14 protein-coding genes are annotated in these 18,950 nt (G+C 33.6%); 7 read left to right on the plus strand and 7 right to left on the minus strand.

The genetic code is table 11. From position 1 onward, the window contains the following. The first annotated feature begins 10 nt into the window (after positions 1-10). Entirely contained in the window at positions 11-1,501 is a 1,491-nt protein-coding gene (locus P5P89_RS19995) for an efflux transporter outer membrane subunit (RefSeq protein WP_278009905.1), read from the plus strand. 180 nt (positions 1,502-1,681) lie between these two features. On the opposite strand, the gene P5P89_RS20000 is transcribed toward P5P89_RS19995, so the two are convergent. From P5P89_RS20000 to P5P89_RS20030, 7 genes are all read right to left on the minus strand, one after another. Then, positions 1,682-3,505, minus strand: a complete 1,824-nt coding sequence (locus tag P5P89_RS20000; RefSeq protein ID WP_278009906.1) for an alkaline phosphatase — start codon at positions 3,503-3,505, stop codon at positions 1,682-1,684. 294 nt (positions 3,506-3,799) lie between these two features. Next, positions 3,800-4,642 carry a purple acid phosphatase family protein gene (locus P5P89_RS20005; protein ID WP_278009907.1) on the minus strand — a complete coding sequence of 281 codons (843 nt, stop codon included), beginning with the start codon at positions 4,640-4,642 and terminating at the stop codon, positions 3,800-3,802. Positions 4,643-4,831: 189 nt separating this feature from the next. Next, positions 4,832-6,574 carry a RagB/SusD family nutrient uptake outer membrane protein gene (locus P5P89_RS20010; RefSeq protein ID WP_278009908.1) on the minus strand — a complete coding sequence of 581 codons (1,743 nt, stop codon included), beginning with the start codon at positions 6,572-6,574 and terminating at the stop codon, positions 4,832-4,834. 16 nt (positions 6,575-6,590) lie between these two features. Next, positions 6,591-9,560, minus strand: a complete 2,970-nt coding sequence (locus P5P89_RS20015; RefSeq protein WP_278009909.1) for a SusC/RagA family TonB-linked outer membrane protein — start codon at positions 9,558-9,560, stop codon at positions 6,591-6,593. Between the two features lie 178 nt (positions 9,561-9,738). Beyond that, on the minus strand, positions 9,739-11,139 hold the full coding sequence (locus P5P89_RS20020) for a helix-turn-helix domain-containing protein (protein WP_278009910.1): 1,401 nt from the start codon (positions 11,137-11,139) through the stop codon (positions 9,739-9,741). A gap of 80 nt (positions 11,140-11,219) precedes the next feature. Continuing rightward, positions 11,220-11,585, minus strand: coding sequence for a hypothetical protein (locus tag P5P89_RS20025; protein WP_278009911.1), 366 nt, complete (start codon positions 11,583-11,585; stop codon positions 11,220-11,222). A gap of 188 nt (positions 11,586-11,773) precedes the next feature. Continuing rightward, a complete protein-coding gene (locus P5P89_RS20030; protein ID WP_278009912.1) occupies positions 11,774-12,379 on the minus strand; it encodes a YciE/YciF ferroxidase family protein in 606 nt (201 codons plus the stop codon). 134 nt (positions 12,380-12,513) lie between these two features. Here P5P89_RS20030 and P5P89_RS20035 point away from each other — a divergent pair, with 134 nt between their 5' ends. The 6 genes from P5P89_RS20035 to P5P89_RS20060 all read left to right on the plus strand — a co-directional run bounded on the left by P5P89_RS20035 (position 12,514) and on the right by P5P89_RS20060 (position 18,738). Then, positions 12,514-12,648, plus strand: coding sequence for a hypothetical protein (locus P5P89_RS20035; protein WP_278009913.1), 135 nt, complete (start codon positions 12,514-12,516; stop codon positions 12,646-12,648). 207 nt (positions 12,649-12,855) lie between these two features. Further along, positions 12,856-14,562: a sensor histidine kinase gene (locus P5P89_RS20040; protein WP_278012044.1), complete on the plus strand. Its 1,707-nt coding sequence runs from the start codon at positions 12,856-12,858 to the stop codon at positions 14,560-14,562. Further along, positions 14,549-15,199, plus strand: a complete 651-nt coding sequence (locus P5P89_RS20045) for a response regulator transcription factor (RefSeq protein ID WP_278009914.1) — start codon at positions 14,549-14,551, stop codon at positions 15,197-15,199. Before P5P89_RS20040 ends, P5P89_RS20045 begins: the two co-directional genes overlap by 14 nt. A 103-nt stretch (positions 15,200-15,302) precedes the next feature. Continuing rightward, the gene (locus tag P5P89_RS20050; protein WP_278009915.1) at positions 15,303-15,920 is read left to right on the plus strand and encodes a phosphatidylinositol-specific phospholipase C domain-containing protein; all 618 of its coding nucleotides are present in this window, start codon (positions 15,303-15,305) and stop codon (positions 15,918-15,920) included. 130 nt (positions 15,921-16,050) lie between these two features. Further along, positions 16,051-16,638 (plus strand): RICIN domain-containing protein, encoded by a 588-nt coding sequence (locus tag P5P89_RS20055; RefSeq protein WP_278009916.1) that lies wholly within the window; start codon positions 16,051-16,053, stop codon positions 16,636-16,638. Positions 16,639-16,647: 9 nt separating this feature from the next. Continuing rightward, the gene (locus tag P5P89_RS20060; RefSeq protein WP_278009917.1) at positions 16,648-18,738 is read left to right on the plus strand and encodes a T9SS type A sorting domain-containing protein; all 2,091 of its coding nucleotides are present in this window, start codon (positions 16,648-16,650) and stop codon (positions 18,736-18,738) included. The last annotated feature ends 212 nt before the right edge of the window (positions 18,739-18,950 follow it).

The following is an 18,950-nucleotide window of genomic DNA, read 5'->3' on the forward strand; positions in this document are numbered from 1 at the left end:
AAATTAAACAATGAAAGAGATATTAAATCAATATAAAAATGCTGATGTGCAATTTATAAGGACAACAAAAAGTGCTGTTATAGTAACTGGTATTTTACTTTTAACAGCTTGTTCTGTACCAAAAGTCAGCACTAAATTAGACGCTGCAAAACTTCCTGAAAATTTTGATGCACAGCGAAAAGAAGTGGCTAAGGCTGATTTTATCCCGTTAAAAACAGAAACGTTTTTTAAAGATCCGAAATTAGAGGAATTACTAAAAAAAGCTATTGCCAAAAATCCTGATTATTTAATTATGCAGGAAAGAATTTTAATTGCCAATTCGCATTTAAAAGTAGCAAAACTGGCGCTTCTTCCCTCTTTAGATCTTGTAGCAGATGTTTCCGGAACACATTTCGGAAAATATACCATGGAAGGTGTTGGAAACTTTGATACCAATTTTTCACAGAATATTACCGAAAAACAAAAAATAAATGAAAAGCTTTCACCAAACTATTTTTTAGGTGGAAAAGTTTCCTGGGAAGCTGATATCTGGGGAAAACTGAGCAATCGTAAAAAAGCAGCTCAGCAAAGATATTTTGCTTCTCAACAAGGAATTCGTTTACTGCAAACACGCCTTTTGGGAGACATAGCTGAATTGTATTTCAAACTGATTGCTTTAGATAAGCAAGCGTCGATTTACGATAAAAACTTAAAAACGCAGGAAAGAGCGCTTGATATTGTTTCAGCACAAAGATCGGTTGGAAAAGCCACAGAATTAGCGGTACAACAGTTTAATGCGCAAAACAATAATATTCATGCCGAAGCTTCTGAATTGAAACTGAGCATTGATCAGACTGAAAAAGCTTTGTTAACTCTTTTAGGTGAATATGGCGGGAAAATCGACAGAAGCAGCGATTTCTTATCTGGACATTTAGAGGTTTTAAACCAAAAATTCAGTGTGGATTCTATCATTCACAAAAGACCAGATGTTTCAGAGGCTTACTTCGAATTATTAGCCAGTAATGCAGATGCGAAATCGGCTCGTGCAGCCTTTTTTCCGACTGTAAATCTGGGAGGTTATGCAGGTTTTAATTCGTTTTCTTTCAATACTCTTTTTGATGCGGGATCTTTAGCCTGGCAATTATTAGGCGGTTTGACAGCCCCAGTTTTCAACAAAGGCCAGATTAAACAGGATTTTTATGTTTCGAATAGAAGGCAGGAAATTTCGTTTCTTCAATATCAAAATACAGTTACAACAGCTTTTAATGAATTAAGTGCTTTATTGCACCGAAATGAAGCCTATGAAGATGTTTTGAAATACAAAATGAATGAAATTAATCATCTTGAAATTGCTGTAAATGTTTCAAATGATTTGTATCTGAGCGGTTATGCTAATTATTTAGAAATCATTAATGCGCAGCAAAACAAACTGCAGGCTGAACTTGACTTTGTGAACATTCAATTAAAAAATGCCGAGTCTCAGGTTTTATTGTATAAGGCCTTAGGAGGTGGAATCAACTGATTATTTAGCTACTTGCTACAGTTAAAATTTTTTCATTTTAATATACTGCCCCAAAAAAGGTTAAGGCTATTTGGGGCAGTTTAAAATTTCAGGATGAGTTATAGATTAACAGCAGTTAGAAAAAAGCTATTTGAGCTGTTTTCTCATTTAATCCAATTCACTATTCAAATTATTGCAAAATCACATTTGACCAAGCAACTCCATAATCTTATTATAAATGGCCGTATTTTGATACACTCCTCTAAAATTATCAGCGCCAGGGCCATAGGCAAAAACGGGAACTGGAATAGCTGTGTGATCATTTGTACTGAAATTTCCATGAACATATCCTTTTTCAATACTTCCATCAATTAGGGATAATCCGCCTGTTTCATGATCAGCTGTGACAATCAGCAATGTCTCCGGATTTTTATCAACATATTCCATTGCTTTTCCAACTAACTGATCAAAATCAAGCATTTCACGAACAACATATTCTAAATTGTTTTGATGTCCTCCATAATCGATCTGGGCACCTTCGGCCATAATAAAAAATGGATTTTTTGTTTTTGCAAAAGTATTAGTTGTTTTGATGAAGGATTTTACTAAAAAATCTCCTCTCCCATCTTTAACAGAAATTACTGCCGAATCATCTAAAACTACCATTTTATTTTTTTTTATAGTATCCAGACTACCGAATTTATCCGAAAAAGAATAGCCTTTTTCAATGAGTATTTTAGATAAATCTTTACCATCTTTTCTTGTTTTAAATTCTTTTACTCCTCCTCCAATTAAGATATCAGCGGAATTGCTTAAAAAATCATAAGCTATTGGTTCGTTGTAACTCCTTTCTGGCTGATGGGCGTAAAAAGCAGCCGGTGTTGCATCTGTAATATTCCCTGCAGAAATAATAGCCGTTTTAAAATTTTTCTTTGCTAACTGCTGCGTAATTGCCTCTAAAGGCTTTTCGTTTTCATCCACACTAATGAACCGGTTGTTTGTTTTACTTCCGGTTGCCATTGCAGTTGCTCCTGCAGCTGAATCTGTAATATAACTATCTGATGATTTAGTAATTGAAAGTCCCTGTGTTGGAATATTAAAAAGACTTAACTGGCCTATGTTGGCTGTATAACCTGCATAAATTTGAGCGAGCCCCATTCCGTCACCAATAAGAAGAATTACATTTTTTGGCTTTTTCTTAGTGAAAGCCTTTTGGTTTTTAGGAACATATGCGTTATGAAATACTGTATTCTGATAAAAGTTTGCTTTAATTTTACTTATGAATTCAGCTAATTTGGCAACATCATCGGTACCAATAAAATCCACTTTTAAATTCATCATGGTCATCCAGGTATTAACATTATCCTGTGTGCCCCAAAATCTGATTTTTTTATTCAGATCATGTACTTTTTTAATTGCCAACTGCATTTTGTGCAGATCTGCCTGTGTCAGAACACCTTTGCCATTCCATAAAGTAATCTCTTTTAAGTCGGTACTGATCATTTCAATGCGGGACAACTCTTCAGCATTGTAATTTTCATTCAGTCTTCCGTCAAAATAAATAAATTGCGGATAGGTAATCCAATTTGAGGATAAAGGTCTGTTTCCAGAAATAACAATTTTAATATTTTTATTAGAAAGGATAGCCGGAAAGGTATTTAACTGCTGCACTATTGCTTTTAAGGTTGCATCGGCATCAGATTTAATATCTATCATCAAAATCAAAGATTTATTTTCAGGATACATTTTGCCTTCTAAGTCTTTAATTTTAGAAAAAAGCGGTTCGAGATATAAACTTTTTAAGGTGTTTTGCAACTTAATTTCTTTTGAAGTGTGAGCAACAAAAAGTTCATTATTTACTAAAAAAACATCTGCTTCAATAACACCGGCTTCATTGGAATAGGCTTCATAAAAAGGCAATGATCCGGCATAATCATTATGAGAATGAATATTTGTAGAATTGTATTCCTGTGCTTGTGCAAACAGGAAGATTTGAAGGCAAAAAAGGGTTATTGTTTTTCTCATTAAAATTGAAATTATTCATGGCATGGCCGTAGGTAACCATACATAGAATTTTTATTAATTACTATCTACAGCGCAGTGTATTGGTTTAACTATTTATATTCTACAGCTGCAAACTCTGGGGGAAGTCTGCAGTGTAGAAATAAAAAAATAAAAAAACAACACTAAACTAACGATTACCAGTCTGTACAGTAATTTGACTTCACTGGTTTTTTAAAATATTTTATAAAACTGTTTTGAATGATTGGGGAAAAATTTACTCAGCAATAAAATGATTTATTTATATTCACAGATACTTCACTTTTTTATTTCAGTAGTATAGATGACCTCGCCATTTTCATTGACAGCCTGTACATACAACCTGTCGGCTAAGACAGAAAACACCATAAAACCGTATTCTGAAACAGCAAGTTTACTATAAGGCAAACGATCGATTGGAGTAACTTCTGAAGCAGATCCTGAAACGAAATAATGTGTCTTTCCTTCTGGAAGCATATGTTGTAAATCATGATCATGCCCTGCGATGTAGGCATCTACCTGATATTTATCAAAAAGTGATTTCAGTGATTTTCGCACTGCTTTGGTATCGTAGCTTTCTCTCCTTTTCAGGGTTGCTGTAAATAAGGGATGATGTCCGACAACTAATTTCCATTTCACACTTTTAGGAGCATCAGTCAGGGTTTTCATTAGCCATTTTTTTTGTGCAGTCGAATCTTTTGAAGTGAGATTTTTTGAATATTGTTCGTTTTTGTAAAATTCAGGAATTAAGGCATTGGTATCTATAAACGCAATTAATACCTGCTGACTGGAATCACCATTTATATTAAATGTTTTGCTGTAATAACGGGCGGGCATATTCCAGCGGCGGCTTATTTTTGAATAGGCAACCTGTGCATCTGCATTTCCGGCATAATCATGGTTTCCTAATACCGGATACCAGTTCCAGTGCAATGAAAAATCAGTATAAATATCTTCGAAAGAAGATTTCCATTGCGGATCATGTTCACTGGCTACTCCCACCGGATAAAAATTATCGCCAGTGGAAATTATAAAATCACGGTTAATAGCTGTTGCCGTTTTACCCATTTGTTTTGCTACCGGAATCTGATGGTCTTCACCAAATCTTCCCCAGTCTCCCATTACAATAAAATTTAGTGCATTCGGGTATTTTTTTACACTATTATCTGTTGTCTGGGCAACACCGAAATGTAAGGAAAGCGTACAGATAAAAAGTAGTACTCTTTTTTTGTAAAGTTTGCATTTTGATTGTTTAATAATTTGAAATTGAAGGCTGCTTAAAATTGCAGCCTCCAAATATCATTAACCGAATTAGTATCCGTCATTTTGTACTAGATATCCAGGAACATTTGATGCACCGTCAATTGCCGACTGAGGAATTGGAAACAATCTGTGTCTTACATCAGTATCTGTTTTTTCAGTCCATTTGTCTTCGTAGTGACCAAAACGAATCTGAGTCGTTCTTCTTAAACCCTCCCAGTAAAACTCAAAACCGTATTCTCTGTACAGGATATCTAAATTGATTGCAGGAAGCGCTGCAGGAATTGGAGCACGGGCAGTTCTTGAAGTTCTTACTTTATTCATATCAGCCAAAGCACCTGAATTATCTCCTTTTCTTAATTTAGCCTCAGCACGCATCATAAAAATTTCAGCATATCTAAGTAGTACCATATCTACGCTGCTGTAATAATTTCCATCAGGAGAAGTATGACTGAATTGATATTTTGACACTCTGTATCCAGCAGCATGCCTACTGCCTTCTGCTGTAAAATCTACTTTTTCTGTAAGGTTGACATAACCCACATTTAAATCTGGTCCGTTTCCTTTAATTTGTTTAACCGGATAAATTCTGTATCCTCCATCACATTTAAAGAAAGCCCCATTAGCGTCTTTTCTTGCCGCCCACGGAATACCTCTCATAATTCCTCTGTCAATTTCAAAGTCTTCTGCTTTTACACAATAGTAATGATTTTGATCGTTTACTGGAGAAAGTCCGGTTAGGTCTTTCAAATGCTCTGGTACCTTAGCATTGTTTTTATAAAATCTTGAATCAGCATCGGCAGGATCTACAGAACCGTAGGCACTAACCCATGTCTGATAAAAATCTGATGTGATAGCCGGACCATCTGTTCCGTCTGCATTAATTGATTCCGGTCTTGGAAACATGGATCCAGGTATTGACCAATAAGCCCAACGATTGTTTTCATCTCTCAAAACACCACGCTGATCCAAGGCAAAAATTAATTCTTTATTTGAGTTATTATTGTCATCGAATAAATCAAAATATTCAGGAGACAGGGTGAATTTGCCTGAGTTTATGATGTTGTCTGTGTATTTAATGACCTTATCCATATCTGCTGTTGCAAACTGAGGCGTTCCATAAGGATCACGATAAACGGCAGCATTTAGGTATAATCTTGAAAGAAGTCCCCAGACTGCAGCCTGCGTCATTCTTCCCGGTCCTTTATCATTATTAATAACATCTGCAACAGACAGTAACTCACTTTCGATATAAGCAACAGCATCTTGTCCACGGAGTATTTCTGAAATACTTGCTGATGACTCCTTTTTAAACACAAGTCCCCAGCTGTCTAATGTCATCATATTTAAATAAGCTCTAAGTGCTTTCATTTCATAAAGTGCTCCCTCTGCTTCTTTATTTCCCGCTGCTGCAAGAGGTGTTAAAACTTCAATAGCAGTTAATGTTCTGGAAATATTTATAGTAAGCTCACTCCATGTACTTTTAACCAAATCATTGGTAGGAGTAGTTGTATGTGCATGTACAGTTAAATATTTACCTCCGTCGTACCAGTCTGTTCCTCCTCTGTAAGGTAAAATTCCTTCGTCACTTGCAATCAATTGTAAACCAAAATTATTAGTATGGATCCAGGTGGCTTTTAATTGACCATACGCCGGAGCAATTGCACCGCTAATTGCTTCTGCCTGTCCAGTTCCTGTTAAATTTTCATCCAACACTTTTTCTTCTAAGTCAGTACAGCTCCAGTTAAGCAATGTAGTGAATACAAGAGCTGCTATTATTATTTTATTTTTCATGTTATGTTATTTTTGATTAAAATGTTGCATTTAGACCAAATGAAATGGTTCTGCTTCTAGGATAGCTGAAGTAATCAATTCCAAAAGACTGAATTTCGTTCACTGAAGTCCCAGTGTTTATTTCAGGGTCATATCCACTGTACTTTGTAATCACAAATAAGTTTTGTCCCGTTACCGAAAAACGTATGTTATCCATCACATTATCCAGTCCAATCATTTTTGGATTTAAATTATATCCAAGGGTTGCATTATTTAATCTTAAGAAACTTCCATCTTCCAAATATCTGGTAGAAACAGTATTCGAATTAATAGTAGCTTCGTCTGAAAATTCCGATGCCCTGTCTGTAGTGTTAAAAGAATTTGCAAGCTGACCTCTATTGAACGAAGTCATTGCAACGTGGTTGTAAATTTTATTTCCACCAGCACCATTAAAATTTAAACCTAAATCAAAATTTTTATATTTAAAGTTTAGATAAAAAGCATAAATATAATCTGGTAATGCACTTCCTGCCACGATACGATCATCATCCTTAATCTCTCCGTCTGGATTTGTATCTTGATATTGGCTACGACCATCAGCACCGATTCCTATGAATTTTTGCATATAAAAAGAACCAATAGAATATCCATTAAGCGCTCCGTTTATTGTTGCTCCGGATTGACCACCTCCCTGTGCTCCTCCTGTTGTTAATATTTTATAAGGAGAATTTTCTACTTTGTTATCGGTAAATGATATATTTCCACCAATACTGTAGGAGAAATCTTTAGTTTTGTCACTACTATAATCCAAAGCTAATTCAATACCATTATTTTTGATCTCCATATTAGGAATGTTAGTCCAATACGTTTTTGCAGGCTGAATAGGATCTACAGGTGTCACTTCTAATAAAATACTTTCCGAAATCTTGTTAAAATAGTCAACAGTACCTGATAATCTATTATTGAATAAACTAAAATCCAGACCTATATTGGTTTGTGTTGAAACCTCCCACTGAATATTCGGATTAGCCAGACGGGTAAAAACTGAACCATAAGGATATCCACCTAAATCTGTTGCAGAAGGATCTAAAGGATAGGTATTATTTCCAGAGTTACTTTCTGTATAACTTGCTTTGGTTATTTTAGAAGGAATTTCCTGGACTCCAGTCTGACCCCAGCTTGCTCTTAGTTTAAGGTTATTAACAACTTCAGATTCTTTTAAAAAATCTTCATTTGTAATGTTCCATCCTAATGCAACAGACGGGAAATAACCGTATCTGTTGTTTTTACCAAATTTAGAAGATCCGTCAGCACGCATCGTGGCTGTAAGTAAGTATTTATTTTCGTAACCGTAGTTTAATCTTCCGAAGAAAGACTGAAGCTCATTTTCTACTGCAGATGAACTATGACCTGTAGATTTGACAATTGTCTCTAGCTGATTTTTTGGTTCTATTCCATTATCGGCAAATCCTTCAAAATTATAATTCTTTTGATTTACTTGTATTTTCTGGTAAGACTGTCCCGCTAAAACGGTAAAACTATGAGCCTTTACACTAAAATTATAGGTCAAAGTATTTTCATACAAAACATTATTATTAGTAGTAATAATATTGTTCAAAGTCCCTGGTTTTTTATCAGCATACAATGCATATGGTATTTGTTGTATATCTCTTTCAGACATGGAATAATCAACTCCAAGATTGAATTTATAAATTAATCCTTTTATGAATTCGTAAGATGGTGCAATATTCGCTAAAATACGATTGTTGTTTGTCTCATCAGAGTAAATCCTCTGATTGATTAAAGGATTCAGAACATTGTTGCTCAAATTAATATTTGGTTCTCCATTTACATAAACTGCATCAGTTGGATTCATTGTCAACATACTACCTACAATATTTCTAATATCCGGTCTCGAATTTTCAAGTTTAGTTGCTGTCATATTAAAAGCTACATTAAACTTATCGTTTAGTGCCTTTTGATTTAAGTTTAAACGTCCTGAGTAGCGTTTTAAATCACTTTTTTCGAAAATACCTTCCTGATTATCTATTCCTAAAGATGCTGCATAAGTTGACTTTTCAGTTCCTCCGCTCATAGATAAATTTATGTTTTGAGAAATACCCGTTCTTGTTAATTCATCCTGCCAGTCTGTATTTGCTCCACCGTCTTTCAGGCTCCCATTTACAGCAGCAACCTGTTTTCTAAATTCATCAGCACTAAATACATCTACTTTATTAGCTAATGTTGAAAATCCTGTGGTCATAGAAAGGTTAATTTTAGCATTACCTTTCGCACCTTTTTTAGTTGTAATTACAATTACACCATTTGCAGCTCTCGAACCATAAATAGCAGCAGCAGATGCGTCTTTAAGAATATCAATACTTTCGATATCCTGTGGATTGATGAAATTCAACGGATTTGAAGCCACACCATTATTCGTATTATCCAAAGCAAATCCATCTACAACATAAAGCGGTGTCGTTCCTGAACGTAAACTTCCAACTCCGCGGATAATAATATCCTGGTTAGCGCCCGGCTCACCACTAGCAGCAGTAACGTTTACACCGGCAACTTTACCCTGAAGTAATTGTCCTGTATTGGCTATTACCCCTTTATTGAAGTTTTCACTTTTTAGTGAAGAAATTGCTCCTGTAACATCAGATCTTTTCTGAGAACCATACCCTACCACTACTACTTCGTTTAAAGTACTAACTTCTTCGGTCATGGATACAGTTAATTTTTGAGTTCCTGAATAAGTAACTTCTTTGGTTTTAAATCCAACATAAGAGAAAACTAAAATACCTTCATTTTGCTGTACTTTAATTTTAAAGTTTCCGTCAAAATCTGTTGTAACGGCTCCTTTTGGTTCTCCTTTAATATACACAGAGACTCCTGGAACAGGGTTCTTTTCAAGATCAGAAACGACAATTCCTGATACTGATTCCTGCGAGTATGAATGCGACATACATCCTAAAGCAAGAATTAATAATGCATAAATTTTTTTCATTTAATTAAGTTATTTTATGTTTCGCCAAAAGTATTGGAACGATCTTGCTAACAGGAGGATTTTTGTTTTCTAAAAGCGGACTTTTAGTTCAAATTAGTGCAGAATTAACAGCAAAAACGGGCATTATTGTTTCTTAACACTGGGCTAACTTTTTACAAATCCAGCGCTAACAATACTACTAAGCTGAATATTCTTTATACTCCTTCGGACTTTTACCAAAATATTTTTTGAAAGAGCGTCCAAAGTATTTTGGATCGTTATAACCGCACTCAAAACTCACTTCGGAGATATTTAATTTCTTTGTTTTTAGTAAAAATTCAGCTTTTTGTAATCGAAGTGACATTAGCATATCAGAAGGTGACTGATTCAGGGTTTCTTTAAACAGGCGATAGCATTTAACTCTCGAAATTCCCAATTGATCTACAAGCATTTCTACATTAAATGAAGGGTTCTGTAGTTCTTCTTTAATAATATCTAACGCTCTTTTTAAAAGTTTTTCATTTGAAGTAATATGGTCACTGTCTTCTGTCAGGATTTCAAATATTTTTTCCTGCATTTTATATTCTCTGAAAGGCTCTTCATTTTGATTAATGAGACTGTCAATCTTCTTTTTGATAAAGGACGAACCCACAGGTAATTTTATATGGGTTTCTATGCCCATTTCCAGTAACTGCTCATCCATTTCATAATTGATATGCTCTGAGATATAAATAATGGGAATTTTTATATTCGGTTTTAGTTTTAAAAAACTAATAAGTTCTTTAGTAAATGAAGCCTGATAGAAAACCAGAGCTGAAATATCTATTTGTTTTAATACCGCATTCAGATTAGAAATAGAATTTTCAAAAATCAGGTTATAGTTTTCGTTTTCCAATACCTGATAGGCCGCGGGATTATTATAGGAATCTCCAAAAACCAAAAGATACTTTTTGTCAGAAGAAAAATAATCCTGATAATTAAAATTTTTCCAGGAAATTGTTTGTTTTATGCACATTCCTGAATCAATAACTTCTACCGGAATGTGCAATGCTATTTGAAATTGTTCTTCTGAAGAAGGAATAAGTTCGCCTTTCAGGTCCTGCAATAAAACCTGTAAAGCGTTAAAATACGGACTGTAACTCAGAATGTTGTTCCAATTGTTTTTCAGTATAATACTATCTGAAGCAACCTTAATTTTTAATAAATTATCACTCAAAGCAATAACAACACGCAAGGCGCTGTTCTGATCCGAATATTTACAGAAATCATTAAAAAAATACTGTAATGACAATTTTAACCTTAGAACATCTGCTTCAGCGAAGAAAGTAGTATTTTCTATTTCGCAATTAAAATTTACCTGATTTGTCTGCAGATCCTTTTTTAGTTTTTCAACATTGTTTTTTAAGACAGGAAAAAGATCAATGACTGTTTTTTTTATTGGACCAAGATCTTTAATATGTTCAAGGTAATTCCATTCAGATATCAGGTTCACCAGTTTTCCTGATTGCAAAAGTAAAGCCTTTTGGAGTCCATTATCCTCCTTAAATGAACTCGAAATTTCAATTATCTTTGTTATTGGCTCCTGAAATTCGGCCAGCATATATGTCTTGAACTTTTCAATTTCAAAATTCTGGTTTTTAAAATTGCTGTGAAGAATCAGAAGCTTTTCTTTCTGCTCTATTATTTCTCTGTTTTTCTGATCAAGTTCAGCATTAATTTCTTCAAGGTTTTTTTCTGCTTTTCAATCACATCTGTACGTACTTTCACAAGTTCCTCAAGGTATTTTTGCTGGCTGAGGGTTATTTTATTTTTTAAATAAACAATGACCATACAGATTAGCACTATAAATCCTGAGAACAGGATATAAAATAATACAGACTGGGAAAATGCTTCGGCAGCAATCCAGGACCCGCCATCTTTATCACTTTCGATAGCAAGTATTGAATTATTAGATAAGCCCTGATTTGTGGTAGAATTTTGAAATTTTATGTGTTGTCCAAATGAATATGCTGTGAAAATGTAAAATATAAATTGTGTCCGGATCATTAATTTGTTTTTAACTCGCAAGGATACAACCATAACTTTATTTAAACATAAACTGGATGTTAAGTTAAAGCAGATAGACTTTATGTTTGTTTGAAAAAAGACAACTATCTATATAAAAAATGATAAAACCTGTAAATCTTAATGGCTTACAGGTTTTATCATTTCAGACATTTTGTTGAGCAGACAGATTATGCTTCATCTTTTATATCTTCGTCCTCAGAAGCATCAAAATTAATTGTATTGTAAGCAGCTTCTGTGAGAATTGTATCTGCATCTTTTTCTTCTTCTAATGTCTGTTGTAATAAAGCTGCGGCTTCTTCTTCATTTAATGTCAAAGCAAATGCGGCAAGAGTGCCGTAAGAAGCAATTTCATAATGTTCGATTTTTTGCGAAGCACTGATGATTCCTGCATCGCGAACCGCTCCTTCTTGTGTTTCCTCCATTATACTTTCACCCTCTTTTATCAGACCTTCCATCGCATCACATTTTTTTGCCGAGGCTTTTTCTCCTAAAATTTCAAAAACCTGCTCCAGTCTTTCAACTTGCCCTTCAGTAACGGTTAAGTGTTCATTTATAGCTATAATAAGATTTTCTGAAGTAGCATTTTTAGCCATTCTTGGAAGTGCTTTTGTTAAAGCTTTCTCAGCCCAGTAAATATCTTTTAATGAATCTATAAATAATTCTCTTAATCCTTCTGCAGCATCAGATTTAGCTTTTATCGTTCTGCCTTTCGACTCGGTTTGTTTTGCAGGTGTTTTTTTTGTGCTTGTTTTTTTTGTTTCTGTAGTTTTCATAATATTATTTTTTGAGATTAATATTTCCAAATTTAGAATTCAAACCCTCTTTCTTTTTACAGAATTTCACTATTTGATTACAAAATATTTATTAGTAATTAATTGTTAATCAGGTAGATATTATTACATAAACAATGAAAGCTTATTTATGGCTGATCAATGTAAGGGAATCTCTAAACGTAAACGATGTATTCGTATTATTTTATTTGACAATAATGAAAATGGCTACTGCTTTTAAGGATTTGAAGTTAAAACAATTGATTCAGTAGCATTTGTGAAAATTGGTAAATAAAATCTTTATCGCGAATAAATTTTAATTCATACAAATAGAAAGTTTTGCCTGCAGCATTTAGAACAAACTATGAACAATTCAGAACATTTATAATCCATGGACTAGTTGAAACTCCTATATTTGAATTGCAGAACAACAATTTATTTATAGATTACTATGAGTTTTATCTAATCCTTGTTAGTTGGTGAGAATTTATTTCAGCATATTTCTGATTTGGTTACAGTTTTTTTGTTTTGGTCAAAATTCTTTTCAGTCACTGAAACAGGATCTTGAGCAGAAAATAGTGTATTCTGATTTTAAAACCGCTTTAGCTATCATTAACAAAAACAGGGAAAATTATGGAGATTTGAAAAGAAACGATCTGGATGTTATAAAAACAAAAATTTTAACTGAATTCGGACTTTATGATGAAGCCTTTAAACTTTCTCAAAATCTTTTAGCCAATTCTGAAATTACAGATGAGCAAAAACTTAAAATTCATGTAGAAAGAGCACTCATTTATGAAATTAATGATAATGATAAATCGTGTTTGTCAGAATTGAATAAAGCAGAAGCAATACTTTTAAAACACCCGGAATTTAAGATTAAAAATTACACGAATTTCCTCATCCGAAAATCTTCTTATTACAGGGTAAATGGGTTTTCAAAAAAAGCATATAAGCTTGCTCTTCAGGCAAAAAAGTATGCAGAGTCTGTCAACGACAAAGTGAATATGCCAGTGGTAGAACTCATCTTAGGAATTGGTAACCGAAGAACAAATCCGGAAGCAGAATTACAACATTACAATCGTGCACTTCATCTGTATAAAAAGCTTAATCATTATCAGGCGGTTATTGCAACTTATGAAAATCTGAGCTATTTTTATTTTTCAAAAGGTGAATATAAAATGGCCAATACTTTTATAGATTCGGCTATTGCTATCTCATCAAAATCAAATGTTTTGAATTATAAGGCTGATGTTTTTCAGACCAAGAGCGATATTTTAGAAAAACAAAACAAAACAGATTCAGCCTTATATTATTATAAAATTGCTGCTGAATTATACAGACAATACAATGGTGAACAGCGTGACCTAAAAATTAAGGAACTTGAAATCGAATATAATTTTGATAAGGAAAGATCTGAAAAACAATTACTTAAAAAAGATATCAAAATTACGAGAATACTAAATACAACACTATTTATTGTGGTTCTCATCTTAGCTTTTTTTACATGGCAAATCAGGAAAAACAAAAGAAAAATCGAAATCCAGAAACAAAAAATATCTGAGAACAACATTGCACTTAAAACAAATGTCGAAGAGAAACAATTTCTTGTTCAGGAGTTGAATCACCGTGTCAAAAACAACTTGGCAGTTATTTTAAGTCTGATCGATTTTCAAAAAGACCAGGCAAAAAATAAAAATTACAAAACTATATTTGACGACCTCCATCAGCGTATTAAAACAATAACCATTGCACACGAATTTTATTCGTACAGTGTGAATCATAATGACAATGATTTGATTGAAGCTTCGGATTATGTCAATAAGATCATTGAATCTCATCAAAACAGTGCATTAAGAGCGTTCAGATATATAAATGATATTGAGTCAGTTTATTTGAATGTAGATAAAATTCTATCGCTTGGACTGCTTATAAATGAATTGGTTACAAACTCTATAAAGCATGCCAACTCAGGAGATGAACGGCTCGTTATACATTTTGAACTTAAAAAAACAGCTAATGAAATTCAATTAAATTATTCAGATAACGGAACAGTTTTCTGTTTTGAAAATGAGAACAACTCTTTGGGACTTTTGATTATTGAAGGAATGGTCAAACAATTAAAAGGAAATTATACCAGAGAAAAAGCCAACTATAAAATCGTATTTCCCTATGTCAGATTATAACAGAAGGATATTGATTGTAGAAGACGAAGTTTTAATCGCATTCTCAATAAAGAAAATGCTGGATAAAGATTTCTTTTCTGAAATTGCTCATGACTATGAAGAAGCCAGAATTCTCCTGTCGCATAAACCCTTTGATCTTGTTCTGATTGATATTTCTCTTTCCGGACACAAAACAGGTCTTGATTTGGCTAATTTTATCAATACAAATATTTCTATCCCTTTTATTTTTACTACAGCACTTACAGATCCGGGTACTCTGGAAAAAATAACGAATTTAAGGCCTTCTGCCTATCTTTCTAAACCTGTCGAAAGCGTTAACCTGATTACTGCTATAAAGCTCGCTTTGGCGAATGAAGACACGATTTTTAAAATTGAGATTGGAAAACAAATCTATTATTTTCAGGCAAAAGATTTTCTCTTTGCCGAAGCTGATCATGTATATGTTGAAATACATTTAAAATCGGGTAAGAATCAGATTCTGAGAACAACGATGACGTACCTTGAAGAAGTTTTTCCTTCTAAACATTTTAAAAGAATCAACCGCAGTGTTGGCGTAAACCCTTATCATATCTCAAAAATTGTAAACGATAAGTTATTTATAGAAGATCGGGTTTTTAAAATTTCTAAAAAATTTTGATGGTGTTTTAGAACAAATAAAAGGTATTTCAGAACATCTTTTTATTGATTAAAGCAGAAAGTTATTAGTTTTAAACCTACAAACAAAACTAAGCTAAAAAACCATGAGTGATTTTTCAAAAAATTGGATGAGCTATCTCGATGGCAACAAAAAACTGACAGAACTTACCATTCCCGGTACACATGATACTTGTACTTACTATGTTGGAGGTTTATATCAATGTCAAACAATGAACTTTGAGACTCAATTTAAAAGTGGAGTTCGATTCTGGGATATTAGACTAAAAGTAAAAAAAGGCAAAATTTACGCATACCATGGTGATAAATATTTGGATATTACTTTTGATAATATACTAACAACCAGTTCTATTTTATTACAACAATTTCCATCAGAATGTATTGTAATGTCTATTTCACACGAGCAAAATCAAGATAATGTGGAGTTATATGAAAAACTTTGGCCAATCATTGAAAACTTAAACTATTGGTATAAAGAAGACCGAATCCCTAAAATTTCTGAAGTGCGTGGGAAAATAGTCCTTATTCGTCGCTTTATCGCACCAGGTGGATTAGGTTTTCCTGTAGGAATTAATACTTATGGCAGCTGGCCAGATAACAGCACTGAAAGATGGGAAAATAGTGCGGGCATAAAGTTTACAGTTCAGGATGAATACAAAGGATATCTATCAGTAAATATGAAAAAAAATTTGATAGTTATGTAGAACCTGTGTTGAATGAAGCAAAAAATAATGAGGACAGATTATTTATAAACTTTACTAGTGGAACAGTAGATGGAGGAGGAAGTGTTTTTTTCCCCCTAAGTCTCTTGCGGAAGTTACTAACAAGTTATTATTGGACTATCTTTCTAATAATAGTAAAGGCCGCTATGGCATCATCCCAATGGATTTTCCTGAAATTCCACAAAATAAAGAATTAATCAACCGTCTTTTTTCTTGCAATCCTTTCAATTTTCCTCCCATTGAATCCATTAAGACAGGTAATGTTTATGAAATTAGATCGAGATTAGATTTAAATAAATGTTTAGATGTAAAAGGAAATACTCAAACAGATGGAACACAGGTTATTATTCATACTTCAAATAATCAATTAAATCAACGTTGGAAATTAGCAGATGCAGGTGATGGATATTTCTATATTCATACTCTAACCCAAAATGCAACTAACTCAGTTCTGGATGTAAGAGGAAATATACAGACTAATGGCACAGATGTTATCATACAAAAACAAAACAATGGAAATAATCAAAAATGGAAAATAACGAAACTCGAAAATGGCTATTTCAATTTAGAACCTAAAAATGCCCCTAATTCTTTGCTTGACTTATTTGAAGCAAAAACTGAAGACGGTTCCCCTGTAAAAATTTTTACAAAATCTAATAATGATTGGGCAGAACAATGGGCTTTAATACCAATTAAATAAATGCATATAATGAAAAAACACTACGCTTTTTTAATAACTTTATTTTTTGTCTTTTTTACTCACAAAACATTTACCCAGCCTTACTATGACTTTACTCATACCTCTTCGCCGGGAACTTATTCAGTTGGTGGTGTAAATGTTGGATTTAATTACAATCTTAATGGTGGTCAGGTATATATCGATCATAGCTGTCCGAGTGTTTTGGGGTACAATTTCACTAATGGTGGTTATTTTACTTTTGGCTTTAATGTTCCTATTGCGGGAGTAAGAATAAGAGGAATCCGCCAGACATTTAGCACTAATACCAATATCGCCATAAAAATAAACGGAACATCATATGCTTTGAATTCGTCAAACATTTCATCCTTCAGCGCTTGTGGTTATAACACACAAGGTTCGTTATCAAACGGAACTTTTGTTGGTGGCAATGGTATGATTACCATTACACAACCCGGAATTACATCTCTTGAGGTACAAAACAGCGGTGGTGATTATTGGATATTTGTCGTCGAAATTCTACCTCTTGTTACTGCAACAAACACTCCTTGTACAGGCAGCACCCTAAACCTGGCCTCTAATTTTGGAGGATTAACCAGCGGTGTTACCTATAACTGGACAGGCCCTAACGGTTTCACTTCATCACTTAACAATCCCAGTATAAGTAATGCCTCAGCAGCTAATTCAGGTCTTTATACCGTAACAGCAAGTAATGGAACTGTAACAGCTTCACAGACTCAAAATGTTTATGTAAATCCCATACCTACTGTTAATGATATAAATAACCAGACGCTTTGCAATGGTGCTTCAGTAAATTCAGTTAATTTTAGCAGTACTGCTTTCACAGGGACAATATGTGGAGAAGTTAATGAAGGAGGTACCCTAAATCTTAGTGCTCCTCCAGGTTCTGTGTTTACTACTGTACCGTTTGCGAGTTACGGAAATGCTTCCGGTAATTGTGGCAATTTTGTTTTAGGTTCCTGCAATTCTTCTAACAGTGTTAGTGTAGTATCAGCTGCTGCTGTGGGGAAAAATTCATTTAGTCTTGTTGCTACCAATGATAATTTTGGAGATCCATGTACCGGCACTCCAAAAAACCTAAAAGTACAGTTAAATTATACTACTCCGGTTACTTATACCTGGACTAATAGTAATACATCAATTGGACTAGCTTCTTCCGGTACTGGTAATATACCATCTTTTGTAGCAACTAATTCCAGCAATTTGCCTGTTATCGCTACTATAAAGGTTACACCTAAATATACTAATGGAGGCACTTGCTCAGGTACTTCAAAAACATTTACCATTACTGTAAATCCAACACCAAAAATTACGGCTCAGCCAGTATCCAAAACAATATGTAATGGAGACAGTACCACTTTCACTGCTGCCGCAAGCAATGCTTCAGGCTATCAATGGCAGGTAAACCCGGGTTCAGGTTTTATCGATGTATCAGATATTGAACCGTACTCAGGTGCAACGACAACAACCTTAAGTATCAACGGAGCGACAACATTGTTAAACAATTATAAATATCGTTTAGTAGCCTCAGGGTCATGTAATCCTAAAGCAATTTCAAACATTGCAACATTAACAATTCAAAATACAGTAGATTCTCCAACTGGAGATCCGATTCAGAGTTTTAACACTGGAGACAATCTGAGTGTATTAGTTGTGAATGGTCAAAATATTAAATGGTATGCTACAGCAGAAAATGCAGCCGGCCATGTTGATGAGTTGCCATTGACTACTTCAATTGTAAACAATAAGACATATTATGTTACACAAACCCTTGGCACTTGCGAATCTCCAATTTCGTTAGCTATTAAGGCATACAATCCTCTTTTGTCTATTAATGATACTGAAAAATCTGATGTGTTATTGACATTGTATCCAAATCCGGTAAAAGATGTTTTGCATTTTAATGTTGAAACTGAGATTAATAAAATTGTTATTTTTGATATGCATGGAAAAAAATTGCTCGAAAAAACACTAAATGGAGATTATAAAATAAATGTTCAGTCTTTGGTTCAGGGAGTTTATATGGTTCAGTTTTTTCAAAATGAAAAGGAAATGAAAACACTTAAATTTATTAAAAATTAAAATAGACATATACAAAGTAGTTAAATGGCCCTGTCAATTCTGACAGGGCTTTTTTATATAATAATTATTTCCGCCTGAATAAAATTAAATTAACATTTAAAACATGTATAAATACTCTTTTCTTATTTATTCTATATTAGTAAATTTAAAATATTGAAAATCAGTATTTTTATTATTATTTTTTAGTAAATTTGATTCACTCCCCACTGTAT

This window comes from Flavobacterium gyeonganense (genome assembly GCF_029625295.1).
Classification (GTDB): Bacteria; Bacteroidota; Bacteroidia; order Flavobacteriales; family Flavobacteriaceae; genus Flavobacterium; species Flavobacterium gyeonganense.